The sequence below is a fragment of the Amycolatopsis dendrobii genome (genome assembly GCF_014145675.1).
Classification (GTDB): Bacteria; Actinomycetota; Actinomycetes; order Mycobacteriales; family Pseudonocardiaceae; genus Amycolatopsis; species Amycolatopsis dendrobii.
Map to the genome: position 1 here is coordinate 547974 of NZ_JACGZW010000005.1, position 15378 is coordinate 563351.

A 15378-nucleotide genomic window follows, 5' to 3' on the forward strand; every position below is an offset into this window, starting at 1 on the left:
CCGAAACCCGTTTCCTCAGCCGTTCTTCGCCCTGGCCCCATCGGTCAGCCTCCTTCACCGCAAGCCTTCCCCCGCACTCTGCCCGCGATTCCTTTGCCCGAGCCGAATTTCGCAAGCGATCCCGCCTCACCCGCCGCGGGAGCCCGGATCCGGGCTCCCGCGGTTTCCACCCGGTTCAGCGACGGTTTTCCGCTCAACCGCCGGTTAAAGTGGTTCTCGTGCGCTGCCGCAGCCGAGGGGGTCCGCTATGCCACGCCGATTGGCTTTCATCGTCGCCGTCGTCTTGTCCGTCATCAGCCTGAGCCTGTCCGCCGCAAGTGCCGCTCCGACCGTCATCGGCGGAGAAAAGGCTTCACTGACACAACATCCGTACGCTGTGTACTTAGTGGACAGTCACGGAACCCAGTTCTGCGGTGGCGTCATCGTCAGCCGCACCGCGGTCGCGACCGCCGCGCACTGCGCCGCCACCGTCCCGATCGGCGAACTCAGCGTAGTAGCCGGAAGAGAAGACAAACGCAGCCAGGACGGCGTCGTCCGCGCCGTGTCCGCCGCGTGGCAACACCCGGATTTCCAGACGCCGCAACAAGGTGCGGATGTCGCAGTCCTGACCGTCCGCGGCTCGCTCCCCTACCGCCCCGCCGGCCTGGCCCGCGATCCGAGCCGCTACCCCGCCGGAACCAATGCCACCGTCCTGGGCTGGGGCCGGCTCGCCGACGGCGGCGACCGGTCGGACTACCTGCGCCAAGCCACCGTCCCCATAGCCGGCGACTCCGCCTGCCGCACCGGATACCCGGAGTACTCCGCGGCGAGCATGCTGTGCGCCGGCTACCCGAACGGCGGTATCGACGCCTGCAAAGGAGATTCCGGAGGCCCGCTGGTAGTCGGCGACACGGTGGTCGGCATCGTCTCGTACGGCGACGGATGCGGAAAGCCCGGCAAACCCGGGATGTACACCAGGGTGACATCGTTCGCCGACGATATCGCCGCCCACGCCGGACTCAACTGAACCCGCGAGACCAACCGGTGCCGCGCTGTCCGGATCGGCGCTCCTCGTTCGCCCCGCACGGGATCCGAACGCGAACTCCGGCTGTCGACGACGGCCGCGCCCCGGCGACCCCACGATGCGCGGCCTGGCCGGATTTCCGTTCCCCACGGGAGGAACAGGGGAATGCGCGCGACTCCCTGAGCACGGCAAGGTAAAGTCCAGGGCATGACGTCGCCGGAGGCCAGCAGACGGTAGCCGCCCAGCCGCAACCTGGGCGGCGGAGTGACGGGTGCCGGGGTTCATTCCCGCGCCGGGCTGACCGGCGGAAGTTTCACCGCGGATACCCTGCGGTTGAGCTGTGCTCTGAACAGGTTCTCGTGCGTGGTGTATGCCGGTTCTCACCGGCGTGACCACGCACGGCGGCCAGGCATAGCGCCGGGCCGCCGTGTGCGAACGAATCGCGCCGACGGCAAGGTTGGCCAGCCAGCGCCAAGACTGCGCACGGTGGCCACTTCGCGGTGAAGTCTGACGCCACGGGCAAAGCTTGCCGTTCGATATGTGTGCTGGCGAAGCCTGCGCACAGAGAGCCACCGGCAGAGCGTGCTTGGCACCACGGCATCGCGGGCAAATCATGCTCGGCGCTACAGCACCGCAGGCAAAGCCGGTGCACGCAAGGCAACCGGCAAAGCATGCTCAGCACCGCTGGCGAAAGCAGCGCTCGGCACCGCGTACCGCAGGCAAGGCGCCCTCGGCACTACAGCACTGCGGGCAAAGCCGGTGCACGCAAGGCAACCGGCAAAGCGCGCTCAGCACCGCTGGCGAAGCATGCCCCGCGTTACAGCACCGCGGGCACAGCATGCTTAGCACCGCTGGCAAAGCCTGCACACGGCGGAGCCTCCGGCAGCGCATGCTCGGCAGCACAGCAGACCTGGCAACCCATTCCCGGCACCGCAGTATCCGGACGAGGCCTGCTCGCGGCCATCACGCCGCGGCAAAGCTCCGACCGGCCCAACTGCGGCCTGGACCCAGGCCAACGGCCTGCCGCACGCGAACCCGAGCCACCCCACTCCGCAAGCGAACCGTCCACAGCCCCCAGGCGTCCCCGGACGCCGACAGCTCATCGGAGTCGATTCCCTTGCCACCCCTCATCTTCCTGCTAGCCGCCGCGGTCTTCGCCCAAGGCACGTCCGAGTTCGTCCTCTCCGGGCTTCTCCCCCAGATCGCCGCGGGCACCGGTGTCTCCATCGGTACCGCCGGGCTGCTCACGTCGCTCTTCGCGGCGGGAATGGTCGTCGGCGCACCAGTTCTCGCGATGCTCGGCAGCAAACTGCCGCGCAAAATGGCGCTCCTCACCTTCCTCGGCCTCTTCTCCGCAGTGCACATCGTCGGTGCCCTCACCACCGACTTCCCGCTCCTCCTCGCCACCCGCGCCCTCGCGGCGTTCGCCAACGCGGGGTTTCTCGCGGTGGCGCTCGCGGCGCTGCCAGCGCTCGTCCCGGAGGACGCCGTCGGGCGGGCGGCTTCCGTGCTGTTGTCCGGTGTCACGCTCGCGTGCATCGTCGGCGTTCCGGCCGGGACACTGCTCGGTCAGCACGCCGGATGGCAGGCCGCGTTCTGGGCTATCGCGGCGATCACGGCAGCGGCCGCCATCGCGCTGACAACAGCAAAGTTCGACAATCCGCCGGCCACAAGCCCGGTGTATCGCGAGTGGCGGGTCCTGACGCGACCGCGCGTCAGGGCGACCGTGGTCAAGGGCGTGCTGGTCAACGGCGGGACGTTCGCGGCGTTCACCTACCTCGGCACGATGACCGCCCCGCCGGGATGGGTTCCGGTCGTGCTGGCGGTGTTCGGAGTGGGATCGTTCGTCGGCGTCACCGTCGCGGGCAAGGCAGGGCCGAGGATCGTCAAAGCGGGCACGGCAGTGCTGACCGCCGTGTGGGTGGCGGCGTTCTTCGCGGCGCAGAGTCTTCCGGGGCTCGTCGCATCAGCGTTGGTCACCGGGGCGATGGCGTTCGGGGCCGGGTCCGCGTTGATCGCTGCGATTGTCACGTCTGCCAGCGAGGATGCGCCGCGGGTGGCCGGGGCGATCGCGACTACGGCGTTCAATCTCGGGGCGGTGGCCGGGCCTGCGGTGGCGGGGGCCGTCGTCCTTGATGCGGCGCACGCGCGTGCGGCGTTCTGGGTCAGCGCGGCCTTCACCGCGGCGGCGATGTTCCTGCGGGTGAAGAAATAGAAAGTGGCGGCCCGGGCGGGAAACCCGGGCCGCCGCACAATCAGCGCAGGGTGTCCCAGCCCGCGTAGCGAGCCTCGGTGCCCAGCTCTTCCTCGATGCGGATCAGCTGGTTGTACTTCGCCGTGCGGTCCGACCGCGACAGGGAACCCGTCTTGATCTGGCCGCAGCCGGTCGCCACCGCGAGGTCGGCGATGGTGGTGTCCTCGGTCTCGCCCGAACGGTGCGACATGACCGCCGAGTAGCCCGCCTTGTGCGCGGTGTCGACGGCGGACAGGGTCTCGGTCAGGGTGCCGATCTGGTTGACCTTGACGAGGATCGAGTTGGCGATGCCGCGCTTGATGCCGTCGCGCAGGATCTCGACGTTCGTGCAGAACAGGTCGTCGCCGACGAGCTGCACGCGGTCGCCGATGCCGTCGGTCAGCTGCTTCCAGCCCGCGTAGTCGTCCTGGGCCAGGCCGTCCTCGATCGAGACGATCGGGAAGCGCTCGGTCAGCTCGGTCAGGTACGCGACGTGCTCCTCGACGCTGCGCTTGCGGCCCTCGCCGGTGTAGTCGTAGACGCCGTCGCGGTAGAACTCCGAGGCCGCCGGGTCCAGCAGCAGCGCGATGTCCTTGCCCGGCTCGTACCCGGTCTGCTCGATCGCGCGGACCACGAACTCGAGCGCCTCGTCGGCCGACCCCAGCTGCGGCGCGAACCCGCCCTCGTCGCCGACATTCGTGTTGTGTCCCGCGTCGTGCAGCGATTTCCGCAGCGTGTGGAACACCTCCGAGCCCATCCGCACGGCCTCGGCGAACGTCTCCGCGCCGACCGGGCCGATCATGAACTCCTGGAAGTCGATCGGGTTGTCCGCGTGCGCGCCGCCGTTGATGATGTTCATCATCGGCATCGGCAGCAGATGCGCGTACACCCCGCCGACGTAGCGGTACAGCGGCAGCGTGTTCGCCGCGGCGGCCGCCTTCGCCACCGCCAGCGAGACCCCGAGCGTCGCGTTCGCGCCCAGGCGGGCCTTGTTCTCGGTGCCGTCGAGGGCGATCAGCGCGCGGTCGACGTCGGCCTGCGCCTCCGCCTCCATGCCGACCACGGCGTCGGCGATCTCGCTGTTCACCGCGTCGACCGCCTTGCGCACGCCCTTGCCGTGGAACCGCTTCGCGTCGCCGTCCCGCAGCTCCACGGCCTCGCGCGTGCCGGTGGAGGCCCCGGACGGCACCGCCGCGCGGCCCGCCGACCCGTCCGCCAGCACCACGTCGACCTCGACCGTCGGGTTGCCCCGGCTGTCGAGCACCTCACGGCCCCGGACCCGGACGATGCCTGTCATAACGCTCCTCGGAGGTTCGAGCCGAAGCACTCAGCGCACGCTCCGTGGAGCGCCCCGGCGGCAACGCGGCACCACGGCGAGCCGCACGTCACCCCGGAGGCTAGCAGAACCGTTCTGAATCGATCCGGCACCGCCCGGACCCTCCACTTCGGACAGTCTGGAAACCGTTTCCCGGCAAAGGGAACGAACCGGAACCCGCCCGGACGACACTTCACGCGCCGGACAGCAGGCGTTCATCGGCGGGCCGCGCGGCCAGCATAACTTCGCTTTCGCCTGGGAGCCGGAGGAGGCCGCCATGTCCAACGCCGTCAGCCGTCGAGGAGCATTAGGCCTAATGGGCGCAAGCGCTGCCGTACCACTGCTCGGAACTGGTACGGCCGCCGCCGCTCCGCTCGCGCCGGCACCGGGCGGCGGCGCGACGCCAGTGCAGGGTTTGCACCTCACGTTCGGCCGCGATCCCGCCCGGCAGATGGTGGTTTCGTGGCTCACCGACGGCCCGGTCCGCCGCCCCCGCGTCCTCTACGGCACGCTCGACGACGGCTTCGGCTCGTACGCGCCCGCGGTCACCCGCACCTACCTCGACGGCGCCTCCAACCGCACGGTCTGGGTGCACCACGCCGAGATCAACCGCCTCTGCCCGGACACCGAGTACCTCTACGTCGCCCAGCACGACGGCGCGACGCCCGACGCCGGCACGTTCCGCACCGCGCCCGGCGGCCGGTCCGCGTTCACCTTCACCAGCTTCGGCGACCAGTCCGCGCCGCAGGTCACCTGGGACCTCAAGGGCGCGCCCGCGCTCGACTTCTTCTCCACCCCGGCGACGAAGGACATCGTCACCGGCATCGAGACCGTCGCGCCGCTGTTCCACCTGCTCAACGGCGACCTCTGCTACGCCAACCTCGACGTCGACCGCGTGCGCACCTGGAACAACTTCTTCACCAACAACACCCGCTCGGCGCGGTACCGGCCGTGGATGCCCGCCGCGGGCAACCACGAGATCGAGAAGCAGAACGGCGCGCTCGGGATGGACGCCTACCAGGCGTATTTCCAGCTGCCGTCCACCGAAACCGACCCCGAACTGGCCGGGCTCTGGTACGGCTTCACCGTCGGCTCGGTCCGGGTGATCGTGCTGCAGAACGACGACAACTGCCTGCAAGACGGCGGCGACCTCTACGTCAGCGGCTACTCCGGCGGGCGGCAGCTCGCCTGGCTGGAGAAAGAACTCGCCGCGGCACGGGCGTCGCGGGACGTGGACTGGATCGTCGTCGCGATGCACCAGGTCATGATCAGCACGTCCGACGCGAACGGCGCCGACCTCGGCCTGCGCGAGAAGTACGGCCCGCTGTTCGACCGCTACGGCGTAGACCTGGTGCTTTGCGGGCACGAGCACGACTACGAACGCTCCCTGGCCGTGCACGGCGTCGTCGCGGAAAGCGAAACGCTCACGCCGAACCCGGTGTCCGACGCGACCGACAACATCGACGCGACGCACGGCACTGTGCACATGATTCTCGGCGGAGGAGGCGTCTCCGGCACCACCAACGGCAGTTTCTTCAAGGACGGCACCGGAAAAGTGCTGACTGCCGTCGCGGACAAGCGGGATCCGGCCACGGGCAAGCGGAAGCCGACCTATGTGCGCGAAAAAGCGGTGTGGAGCGCGGTGCGCGACCTCGACCACCCCTACGGCTTCGCCGCGTTCACCGTGGATCCCGGGCGCCGTCCGGGCGGCACGACGACCATGCACGTGACCTACTACAACGTCACCAAGCCGACCGGCGAACTGTCGGTGTTCGAGCGGTTCTCGCTGCACCGCAAGCGCGCCGACGGCTGACGTCAACCCCTTCTCCGGCCTGGTCCGGACCACCCCTCAAGCCGGACAGAGCGATCCTTAGCCGCGCTACGCTTGTCGCGGACCCGGTGGCCGCAACGGACACCTCCCCCATCGTCAGTCCATTGTGGACCATCGGGCCGCGAGGAGCGCCCATGGACCACGCCGTCACCCCCTTCGTGCTGGACCCGGCCGCGCCGGACGTGCACGGCGAGGGCGCCCGGCTTCGCGCCCGCGGACCGCTGACCGTGGTCGAACTGCCGGGCGGCGTGCTCGCCTGGTCGGTCACCAGCCTGCCGCTGCTGCGCGCCCTGCTCGCCGACCCGCGGGTGTCGAAGGACGCCCGGCGGCACTGGCCCGCCTACCGGGACGGCAGGATCTCCTCCGACTGGTCGCTGCACATCTGGGTTTCGGTGCAGAACATGTTCACCGCCTACGGTGACGAGCACCGGCGGCTGCGGTCGCTGGTGTCCAAGGCTTTCGCGCCCGGCCGGATCGCCGCGCTGCGCCCGGCGGTCGCCGAAATCGTCGACGGCCTGCTCGCCGAACTCGACGCCGGGCCATCCGAAACCGACCTGCGCGAACAGTACTGCTACCGGTTGCCGATCGAGGTGATCTGCCGGCTGGTGGGAGTCCCCGAACAGACGCGGCCGGGCCTGCGCACCGCGGTGGCCGGGATCTTCGCGACGTCGGCGACCGCGGAGGAAGCGACCGCGAACGTCGAGCTGCTGTACGGAATTCTCGCCGGCCTCGTCTCCCAGCGGCGCTCCGAGCCCGGCGACGACCTCGCCACCGCCCTCATCAGCGCCCGCGACTCCGACGGCTCCCGGCTGAGCGAAGCGGAACTGGTCGACACGCTGATCCTGGTGATCACCGCGGGTCACGAGACGACGGTCAACCTGCTCGACCAGGCCGTGACCGCGCTGCTGACCCATCCCGGCCAGCTGCGGCAGGTGCTCGGCGGAAAGCGCACCTGGTCGGACGTCGTGGACGAGACTTTGCGCTGGCAGGCCCCGCTTTCGCACCTGCCGTTGCGGTTCGCGCGAGAGGACATCGAGGTCGAGGGCACGGTCATCCACGCGGGCGACCCGATTCTCCCGTCCTTCGGTCCCGCCGGACGCGACGAGAGCCACCACGGCCCGGACGCGCACGAGTTCGACTTGACCCGCAAGGACAAATCAGCGCTCGCGTTCGGCCACGGCGTGCACTATTGCCTCGGCGCGCAGCTCGCCCGGATGGAGGCGGAGCTGGGGTTGCCGGCGTTGTTCGAGCGGTTCCCGGATCTGGCGCTGGCGGTGGCCGAGGAGGAGCTGGAGCCGGTGCCGTCGTTCATCACCAACGGCCACGTGACGTTGCCGGTGCGGTTGCGGTCCTCGTGAGTGCTGCTGCCGGTTAGAACCGGCGCCAACACTCACGAGCGCCCAGCCGCGTGCTCATGCCTTCCAGTCGGCGAGGACGTCCTCGGTGTCCGCGCCCGGCACTGGCGGCGGCGACGGCAAATCCGTTGTGCTGCGCGAAAACCGCGGCGCCGGAGCGGGCTGGACGATCCCGTCGAGCGTGACCAGGCCGGACCGCGCGGCGATGTGCGGATGCCGGGGAGCCTCGTCGGGCGAGAGGACCGGCGTGACGCACGCGTCGGTGCCGTCGAAGACCTCGGCCCATTCGTCGCGGGTGCGGCTGAGGAAGGCCCGGGTGAAGGTGGCGCGGAGCGCGGGCCAGCCGTCGCGGTCCAGTTGCGGCGGGAGGTCTTCCGCGGCGAGGCCGAGGCCGTCCAGGAGAGCCGCGTAGAACTGCGGTTCGAGAGAACCGACTGCGACGTACCGGCCGTCCGCGCACACGTACGTGTCGTAGAACGGCGCGCCGCCGTCGAGGAGGTTCGTGCCGCGTTCGTCGGACCAGGAACCCAGGCCGCGCAACGCCCACATCATCTGGGACAGCACGTTCGCGCCGTCGACCATCGCCGCGTCCACGACCTGGCCGCGTCCGGTCCGGCCGCATTCCCACAACGCCGCGAGCACGCCCGCGATCAGGAACATCGATCCGCCGCCGAAGTCGCCGACCAGGTTGAGCGGCGGCACCGGACGCTCGCCCGCGCGGCCGATCGCGTGCAGCACGCCGGTGAGGCCGAGGTAGTTGATGTCGTGCCCGGCGCGCTGGGCGAGCGGCCCGTCCTGGCCCCAGCCGGTCATCCGGCCGTAAACCAGGCGGGGATTGCCTGCGAAGCAGTCGTCCGGGCCGACGCCGAGCCGTTCGGCGACGCCCGGGCGCAGGCCTTCGACCAGCACGTCCGCTTTCGCGGCGAGCCGCAGGACGAGCTCGCGGCCCTCGGGAGTCTTGAGGTTCGCGGCGACCGAGCGGCGCCCGCGCAGCAGCGGGTCCGGCTTGCCGCCGCTGAGGTCGAGCGATCCGGAAGGCCGTTCCACCCGGACGACGTCCGCGCCCAGGTCGGCGAGCACCATGCACGCGTGCGGCCCCGGCCCGATCCCGGCCAGCTCGACGACCTTCAGCCCGCTCAACGGTCCCGCCACACGTCCTCCTCGGCTCCGGCGCCCCTGCCGCGGCGACCCTACCGGCCCGCCGCGGCCGGACCCGGGCGTGTGGGGTAACCCACCCGTGGCCCGACCCGGGCAGAACCGGCGCCGGGCCTCACCCGAACCGGGGACTGGCGTCTCGCGGCCGCGCCCTTCGGGTACCCGGCTGGTATCCATGGGTCACGAATAGATCAAGGAGGATTTCAATGAGCTTTTTCGACCAGGCCAAGGACAAGATCCAGGAATTCGCGGGCAACAACCAGGACAAGGTCGGCGAGGGCATCGACAAGGCCGCCGAATTCGCCGACGAGAAAACCGGCGGCAAGCACGGCGACCAGATCCGCCAGGGCGCGGACAAACTGAAGGAGAACTTCGGCGGCGGCCAGCAAGGCGGCGGCCAGGAACAGGGCGGCGGACAGCAGCAGGGCGGTTTCGACCAGGGCGGACAGCAGGGTCAGCAGGGCGGTTTCGGCCAGGGCGACCAAGGCGGCCAGGGCGGTTTCGACCAAGGCGGCCAGGGCGGCTTCCAGCAGGGCGGCCAGCAGCAGGGCTTCGAGCAGGGCGGCGAACGAGGCGGTTACGAGCAAGGCGGCCAGCAGGGCGGCTACGACCAGGGCGGCCAGCAGGGCGAGCAGCAGTGGGGCAACCAGTAGCAGCGAGCCTGTTCCGGCCTGAGTTCCCGTGCCGATCGCTTCCGCGATCGGCCTCGCTCATCGCCCGCGGTATGCGGAGCAAACCGTTGGCGGCAAAAGAACTTCGCGAGTCAGGAGACTCAGGAGACAGCCACCGCAAGCGATCCTGCCGCAGGAAGTCCTCCACTCGTCTGCGGTGAGCCAAACGCGAGCCGACTGCCGCAGGAAGTCCGCGGGTCGGCTGCGGCGGGCGAACCGAGCGAATCAACTGCCGCAGGTCGAGCGCGGCGAGCGAACCGCGCACGTCAGGAGCCTCGGCAACCAGCCGCGGCGAGCGAGCGAGCGTGTCGGCGGTCGCAGCCGGCTGCGGGATTCGGGTGCGGCGGGCAGGCTCAGCGGAGAACGAGCAGCGCAAGCCAGGAGCCGCGGCCAGCCGATGTGCGCGAGCGGGCACAAAACGAATCGGCTGCGGTGAGCGGTCAGTGGCGAGGCGGCAGCAAACCTCGCGAACCGGTCGCCGTGAGCGAACCGCGGTGATCCGGCAATCACCCGGTCTCGGCGGGGATTCATTCGATCGGCCGGAAAACCGGCCGCGACGAGCGGGCGGGGCGGCGTTTCCGCGCAGTTTCCGGCGTGTTCACCCGGCAGCGCGGAAATGCCGCCCCGCTTTCCCGCAGCACTGAATTTGTTTCACCATTTCGTGCTTTCCGGAGCCGCTCAGCCGGGTTTGCGGGCCGAGATCAGCAGGTGCTCCTCCGGCTCCGCCCCGGGCTTGTCCGGCGCGAAGGTCTCCGCCCGGGTCCCGGTCACTTCCAGCCCGGCCGCGCGCACCCGCTCGACCAGCGCGTCCGCCGGGAAGCTCGTGACCCGGATCGAGTGGCCGAGGAAGTCGACCGGGACGTTCTCGACGTCGGAGGGCACCGTGATCAGCGCGAACCTTCCTCCCGGGACCAGCCAGCCGGCGATCCGGCCGAGCGCGCGCTCCGTTTCGGCCCGCGCCAGCTGCAGGAACGGGAAGAACGCGCACACCGCGTCCCAAGACTCCGGTTCCGACTCCCATTCCCGCACGTCGGCCTGCACGAACTCGGCCCCGGGCACCTGCTCGCGGGCGATCCGCACCATCTCCGCGGACACGTCGATCCCGGTCACCCGATGCCCGGCGGCGACGAGATCCGCCGCCACGGGGCGGCCGGTCCCGCTGCCGACGTCGAGCACCCGCGCCGAGGGCGGCAGCACCGCGAGCAACTCCCGCACCGCCGCGTCCACCACCGGCGGGCGGCCGAACGCCTCCTCGTACCCGGCTCCGATCGCGTCGAACAGTTCCGCCGCGGTAGTCAGTTCCTCGGACATCCCAGATTCCCCTCGCCGTCGAAGGAACCCAGGCTATCCGCCGCGGGAAGGCAGTTCGACGACGCCGAACCCGGCCAGCGCGGCGAAAGCCGCGAGTGCCCCGAGGATCGCCCAGCTGATCGGGTTGCCGAGGTTGAGCGTCCAGGAGACGCCCGAGCGCCGGTGCACGAGAAGGGCCGGGTCGCCGCGGTTGACGTAGACCATGCCTGCGAGGCGCCAGTACCGGTCGTCGTCGCGCTGCACGCGGCCGGAGTCTTCTTCGTCCGCGGGCAGCCGGTGCCCCGCGTCGCCGGCCCGGAACGCGAACGCCACCCACGCGATTGCCGCGGCGGCAAGAGGCAGGTAGCTGACGACGGTCGCGCCTGTCGTGGCCGGGACGATCTCCCACACCTCCAGCGACGCCACCAGCAAGCTCGCGGCCGCACATCCGGCGGTGCCGAACAGCAGCCGCAGCACCCCGGCGAGGTAGCCGCGGTATCGGGCGGCCGAGGCGGCAGGCTGTGCCGCGTCGAGTTCCGGCCGGGCACGAGGGAGGGCGAAGCCCAGCAGACCGACGAGGACGATGATCAGCAGCTGCGCGGTGACGGTCGCGAAGGCGTGGCCGACTGTCGTCTCGCTGCGCCGAGCGGGGTCGACGATCATTCCGTTCGGCGTCGGCAGTGTCGCGGGCAGAGCGCCGTAGCGCCAGGCCCCGATCGCCGCGGTGATCGCGAACAGCGCTGCCGCCGGAGCCAGAAGAATCCACTGTGGACGGACGGGGTCGGTGCGCAGGGAGGTGTCGGCCGCGACTGCCTGACGGGTGCCGGAATACCAGTCGCCGTCCCGTTTCGCGGCGGCTACTCTGCGGTGCTCCCGGTAGCCGAGCCCGCAGCAAGCGGCCGCGAGAACCGGTGCGACGAACGCGGCCGCCGATTCCCAGCGCAGTCCGGCTGAAGCGAAAGCGACCAAGACGAACGCGAGAGTGCCGACCACCAGCACTCCGCGCGCGTACCGATGGTGCGCGCGGATGATCTCCGGTTCGGCCATGCGCGCGGCCGGGACGCGGACACCGAACGGAAGCGTCGGCCGGGCCAGCGCGGGAGCCGCCCAGAACGCGGCGGCCAGCAGCGCGACCAGCGCGAGATCCAGGCAGACCGACGACGTCACGACGGAGCCTTGGCGCGGAAGGATTCGAGCACCGTGCCGCAGCGGGCGGTCACCTCGCCGGCGTCCAGCCCGAGCGCGACGGCCTCGGCCAGGAGCGTGCGGAGGCGTTCCTGCCATTCGTCGGCGAATCCGGGTTCGGCGGGACCGGACCGGGCGTCGCGGCGGATCACCGCGCCGCTCTTGCGGTTGATGCGGATCAGACCCTGCGCGCGGAGCAGGTCGTAGGCCTTGTTCACGGTGTGGAAGTTGATGCCGAGGTCGGCGCCGAGCTGCCGGGTGGAGGGCAGCGCGTCGCCCTCGGCGAGGTCGCCGTCGGCGATCGCCTCCACGATCCGGTCCCGGATCTGCAGGTAGATCGGCGTCTCGCGGTCGAGATCCAAAGTCAGCAGCACCCGTCCAGGATATCTGCTATACATCTAATAGAACAGATAACGCAGGAGGTGGTGGCGATGGCGACGGCCGAGATCGTCGGCGACGAACTCCGGGTGCGGTTCGCCCGCTGGGAGCGGTTCGCGGTGCGGCGCGAAGAAATCACGGTTCCGCTGGCCAGGATCCGGACGGCCGAACAGATCGGGAACCCGTTGGCCCGCACCCGCGGCGGCCGGATCGGCATGCTGGTCAGCGGGGTGTTCAAGGTCGGGGTCTGGGGGCTGGGCACCGGGACGCGCCAGCTGGTGTCGGTGCGCCGGTCCGGGCCTGCGCTGCGCATCGTCCTCGACGACGCGGAGTTCGCTGAACTGCTGCTCAGCCTGCCCGATGCGGCCGAGCTGGCCGACGCGCTCAAGGCTCGCGCATGAGCATCGCCGTCCAAGATCTGACCAAACGATTCGGCGCGACGCCCGCGGTCGCCGAGCTGACGTTTTCCGCGAGCCCTGGGGAGATCACCGGGTTCCTCGGGCCGAACGGCTCCGGGAAGACGACCACGATGCGGATGCTTCTCGGCCTGGTCCGGCCGGACTCCGGGACCGCGACGATCGACGGTCTCCGGTACGCCGAGTTGCCGCATCCGGTCCGCGCCGTCGGTGCTGTGCTCGACGGGGCCGAGCCGCATCCGGCGTGTTCTGCGCGTGAGCATCTGCGCGTCTGCGCCGCGATGGCGCGGCTGCCTCGGCGGCGCGTCGACGAGGTGCTGGAGCAACTGGAGATGACCGGCTTCGCGGGGCGGCCCTCGCGCGGCTATTCCACTGGCATGCGGCGGCGGCTCAGTCTCGCGACAGCGTTGCTCGGCGATCCGCCGGTGCTGGTGCTCGACGAACCGGGCAACGGGCTGGACCCGCGGGGCATGGCGTGGTTGCGCGACCTGCTCACCGGGTTCGCCGCGGGCGGGCGCACGGTGCTGGTTTCCAGTCATGTGCTCAGCGAACTGGAGCAGATCGCCGGGCAGGTCGTGGTCATCCGCGACGGTCGCCTCGTCGCCACCGGGACCGTAGCGGACCTGTCCGCCTCGACCGCGTCCGTCGCGCTTGTCCGTTCCCCTGACGCCGACGAACTCGCTCGGGCGCTGGGCGGAACTGCCGAGCGGATCGCGCCGGATCTCCTTCGGGTCCGCGGGATCGGCACCGCCGAGATCGCGGACCGGGCGGCCGCGGCGGGACTCCGGATTCACGAGCTGACACCGGAAAAACCCGGCCTGGAACAGGTTTTCCTCGCCCTCACCGCGGGCGAGCGGCGATGATCGCCGCGGAACTCCGCCGGTTGTGCTCCACCCGGCTGTGGCTGTGGGCGCTCGTCACGGCCGCGGCGTGCGGCGGCGGACTGGTCGGGCTGATCGGCGTGATCGGCCCGCAGCACGTCCAGCCGCCGATGCCGGGTCTCGACACCGCCGCCGGGGTGCGGAATGTCCTCGGCATGGCGACCGTGACAGTCCTGTTCCCGGCCGTCTTCGGCACTGTCGCGATGACGTCGGAATACCGGCACCGCACGATTTCCGTCACGTTCCTCTTCGCACCGCGCCGCTGGCGGATCCTCGTCGCGAAACTCGCGGCGTTCGCCATCGGCGGGCTCTGCTACGGCGTCGTCACTGCGGCCGCCGCCGGGCTCGCGCTCTACGGAAGCGCCGCCGTCCACGGAGTGACTGTCGGCCTCGCGCCGGGAACAGTCCTCGAACTTCTGCTCCGGATCGCCGCCGCGATGACGATCTACACCGTGCTGGGCGTGGGAATCGGTGCGCTGCTGCGGAACCAAGTCGCCGCGCTGGCGGTCGTGATCGGATATCTGTACCTGGTGGAGATCGCGCTGCTCGCCATTCCGGGCGTGAACGCGATCTATCCCTTCCTTCCCGGCGGAGCCACCGCGGCGCTCACCGAATTCGGTTACCTCGCCGACGCGCTGGCCCAGCAGACCGGCCACGCGGGCGGACAGCTGCTGCCCACCGCGGGCGGCGCGCTCGTTCTCCTCGGCTACGCACTGGTCGCGGCCGGACTGGCGGTCGCGTTCCCGCTTCGCCGGGATGTCACTTGACCGCTTCGTAGACGGCCGCCGCGACCGCCAGATCCTCCCAAGCCATTCCGACGCTCTTGAACAGCCGAGGACCCGGCGGCACCGCAGCACCCTGGGCCAGCGCGGCGAGCGAGACAAGGTCGTCCGCGGCAAGGGCGCCGGATTCCATTGCCATTACGACATCCCCGGCCTCGCGGGTAGCCGCGCCGATGCCTTCGACGACCACTGTGGATCGTCCGATGAGGACATCGTCGACCTCGCGAGCGTCGGGTTCGTGCGAGCCGACGGCTACCACGGTGGCGTGCTCGGGGACCTTCGCTCCGTCGAACACGGGGGTGCGCGACGAGGTGCAGCAGGCGATCAGATCAGCTGCGGACACGTCGTCGGGAGTGCCCGCGCGGGCGAACGGGTACTGCGCGGCGAAAGCTTGCGCACGCTCCGCATTGCGGCCGACGACCACTACGTCCCGCACCGGTCGCACGGCACGGAAAGCTTCGATGTGGCTTTGCGCTTGCGGACCGGTCCCGAACACCACCAGGCGTTCCGCGTCCGGCACTGCCAGCAGGTCCACGGCCACCGCGGAAACAGCCGCCGTGCGCACCGACGTGAGCGCGACGCCGTCGAGGAGGGCCATGGGGGTGAGCGTCGGGCCGTCCATCAGCAGGTAGTGGCCTTGGATCCGCGGCAGGCCTCGCGCCGGGTTGTCCGGGGCGACGGAAGCGACCTTGACCCCGGCATAGCGGTCCCAGAACGCGGGCATCAGCAGAAACTGCCCGGTGGGCACGGGTACGACGGACCGCGGCGGGTCCTGGTCCGGGTCCAGGCCGCCGGTCAAGGCGGCGCGGATGGCGTCGACGGCTTGGTTCACGGTCGGTCGGGCGTCGAGCAGCAGCACCCGAGGAGCATCGCACACGCCCCC

General features: G+C 70.5%; 14 protein-coding genes. 8 read left to right on the plus strand and 6 right to left on the minus strand.

Annotation, left to right across the window (positions count from 1 at the left end; genetic code table 11):
* Nucleotides 1–247: 247 nt before the first annotated feature.
* Both H4281_RS17570 and H4281_RS17575 read left to right on the plus strand, forming a co-directional pair.
* Complete coding sequence (locus H4281_RS17570) at nucleotides 248–1006, plus strand: S1 family peptidase (RefSeq protein WP_182891990.1); 759 nt, start codon at nucleotides 248–250, stop codon at nucleotides 1004–1006.
* 1114 nt (nucleotides 1007–2120) lie between these two features.
* Nucleotides 2121–3218, plus strand: coding sequence for an MFS transporter (locus H4281_RS17575; protein ID WP_182891991.1), 1098 nt, complete (start codon nucleotides 2121–2123; stop codon nucleotides 3216–3218).
* 40 nt (nucleotides 3219–3258) lie between these two features.
* Here H4281_RS17575 and eno read toward each other — a convergent pair whose 3' ends face one another.
* Nucleotides 3259–4533: a phosphopyruvate hydratase gene (gene eno, locus H4281_RS17580; protein ID WP_182891992.1), complete on the minus strand. Its 1275-nt coding sequence runs from the start codon at nucleotides 4531–4533 to the stop codon at nucleotides 3259–3261.
* A 334-nt stretch (nucleotides 4534–4867) separates the two neighbouring features.
* On the opposite strand from eno, the gene H4281_RS17585 reads away from it, so the two are divergent.
* Nucleotides 4868–6364, plus strand: coding sequence for a purple acid phosphatase family protein (locus H4281_RS17585; protein ID WP_237598967.1), 1497 nt, complete (start codon nucleotides 4868–4870; stop codon nucleotides 6362–6364).
* A 152-nt stretch (nucleotides 6365–6516) separates the two neighbouring features.
* Nucleotides 6517–7740, plus strand: coding sequence for a cytochrome P450 family protein (locus H4281_RS17590; RefSeq protein ID WP_182891994.1), 1224 nt, complete (start codon nucleotides 6517–6519; stop codon nucleotides 7738–7740).
* A gap of 54 nt (nucleotides 7741–7794) precedes the next feature.
* Here H4281_RS17590 and H4281_RS17595 read toward each other — a convergent pair whose 3' ends face one another.
* Complete coding sequence (locus H4281_RS17595) at nucleotides 7795–8889, minus strand: CaiB/BaiF CoA transferase family protein (RefSeq protein WP_182891995.1); 1095 nt, start codon at nucleotides 8887–8889, stop codon at nucleotides 7795–7797.
* A gap of 209 nt (nucleotides 8890–9098) precedes the next feature.
* On the opposite strand from H4281_RS17595, the gene H4281_RS17600 reads away from it, so the two are divergent.
* A complete protein-coding gene (locus tag H4281_RS17600) occupies nucleotides 9099–9545 on the plus strand; it encodes an antitoxin (protein WP_182891996.1) in 447 nt (148 codons plus the stop codon).
* A 696-nt stretch (nucleotides 9546–10241) separates the two neighbouring features.
* Here H4281_RS17600 and H4281_RS17605 read toward each other — a convergent pair.
* The 3 genes from H4281_RS17605 to H4281_RS17615 are packed head-to-tail and all read right to left on the minus strand — an operon-like array spanning nucleotide 10242 to nucleotide 12412.
* Nucleotides 10242–10874, minus strand: a complete 633-nt coding sequence (locus tag H4281_RS17605) for a class I SAM-dependent methyltransferase (RefSeq protein WP_182891997.1) — start codon at nucleotides 10872–10874, stop codon at nucleotides 10242–10244.
* 33 nt (nucleotides 10875–10907) lie between these two features.
* Nucleotides 10908–12020 (minus strand): DUF1648 domain-containing protein, encoded by a 1113-nt coding sequence (locus H4281_RS17610; protein WP_182891998.1) that lies wholly within the window; start codon nucleotides 12018–12020, stop codon nucleotides 10908–10910.
* Nucleotides 12017–12412 (minus strand): GntR family transcriptional regulator, encoded by a 396-nt coding sequence (locus H4281_RS17615; protein ID WP_182891999.1) that lies wholly within the window; start codon nucleotides 12410–12412, stop codon nucleotides 12017–12019. The genes H4281_RS17610 and H4281_RS17615 overlap by 4 nt, the downstream gene beginning before the upstream one ends.
* Before the next feature lie 57 nt (nucleotides 12413–12469).
* On the opposite strand from H4281_RS17615, the gene H4281_RS17620 reads away from it, so the two are divergent.
* The 3 genes from H4281_RS17620 to H4281_RS17630 are packed head-to-tail and all read left to right on the plus strand — an operon-like array spanning nucleotide 12470 to nucleotide 14480.
* Nucleotides 12470–12817: a hypothetical protein gene (locus H4281_RS17620; RefSeq protein ID WP_182892000.1), complete on the plus strand. Its 348-nt coding sequence runs from the start codon at nucleotides 12470–12472 to the stop codon at nucleotides 12815–12817.
* A complete protein-coding gene (locus H4281_RS17625) occupies nucleotides 12814–13695 on the plus strand; it encodes an ABC transporter ATP-binding protein (protein WP_182892001.1) in 882 nt (293 codons plus the stop codon). The genes H4281_RS17620 and H4281_RS17625 overlap by 4 nt, the downstream gene beginning before the upstream one ends.
* Nucleotides 13692–14480 carry an ABC transporter permease gene (locus H4281_RS17630; protein ID WP_182892002.1) on the plus strand — a complete coding sequence of 263 codons (789 nt, stop codon included), beginning with the start codon at nucleotides 13692–13694 and terminating at the stop codon, nucleotides 14478–14480. The genes H4281_RS17625 and H4281_RS17630 overlap by 4 nt, the downstream gene beginning before the upstream one ends.
* Here H4281_RS17630 and H4281_RS17635 read toward each other — a convergent pair.
* Nucleotides 14473–15354: an ornithine cyclodeaminase family protein gene (locus tag H4281_RS17635; RefSeq protein WP_220507324.1), complete on the minus strand. Its 882-nt coding sequence runs from the start codon at nucleotides 15352–15354 to the stop codon at nucleotides 14473–14475. The genes H4281_RS17630 and H4281_RS17635 overlap by 8 nt on opposite strands.
* Nucleotides 15355–15378 lie beyond the last annotated feature (24 nt).

What these genes read in the sequence shown, in the direction of transcription:
- H4281_RS17620 (WP_182892000.1), top strand. Translation starts at nt 12,470, where the DNA reads ATGGCGACGGCCGAGATCGTCGGCGACGAACTCCGGGTGCGGTTCGCC.
- H4281_RS17600 (WP_182891996.1), top strand. Translation starts at nt 9,099, where the DNA reads ATGAGCTTTTTCGACCAGGCCAAGGACAAGATCCAGGAATTCGCGGGC.
- H4281_RS17625 (WP_182892001.1), top strand. Translation starts at nt 12,814, where the DNA reads ATGAGCATCGCCGTCCAAGATCTGACCAAACGATTCGGCGCGACGCCC.
- H4281_RS17585 (WP_237598967.1), top strand. Translation starts at nt 4,868, where the DNA reads ATGGGCGCAAGCGCTGCCGTACCACTGCTCGGAACTGGTACGGCCGCC.
- eno (WP_182891992.1), bottom strand. Translation starts at nt 4,533, where the DNA reads ATGACAGGCATCGTCCGGGTCCGGGGCCGTGAGGTGCTCGACAGCCGG.
- H4281_RS17630 (WP_182892002.1), top strand. Translation starts at nt 13,692, where the DNA reads ATGATCGCCGCGGAACTCCGCCGGTTGTGCTCCACCCGGCTGTGGCTG.
- H4281_RS17590 (WP_182891994.1), top strand. Translation starts at nt 6,517, where the DNA reads ATGGACCACGCCGTCACCCCCTTCGTGCTGGACCCGGCCGCGCCGGAC.
- H4281_RS17605 (WP_182891997.1), bottom strand. Translation starts at nt 10,874, where the DNA reads ATGTCCGAGGAACTGACTACCGCGGCGGAACTGTTCGACGCGATCGGA.
- H4281_RS17570 (WP_182891990.1), top strand. Translation starts at nt 248, where the DNA reads ATGCCACGCCGATTGGCTTTCATCGTCGCCGTCGTCTTGTCCGTCATC.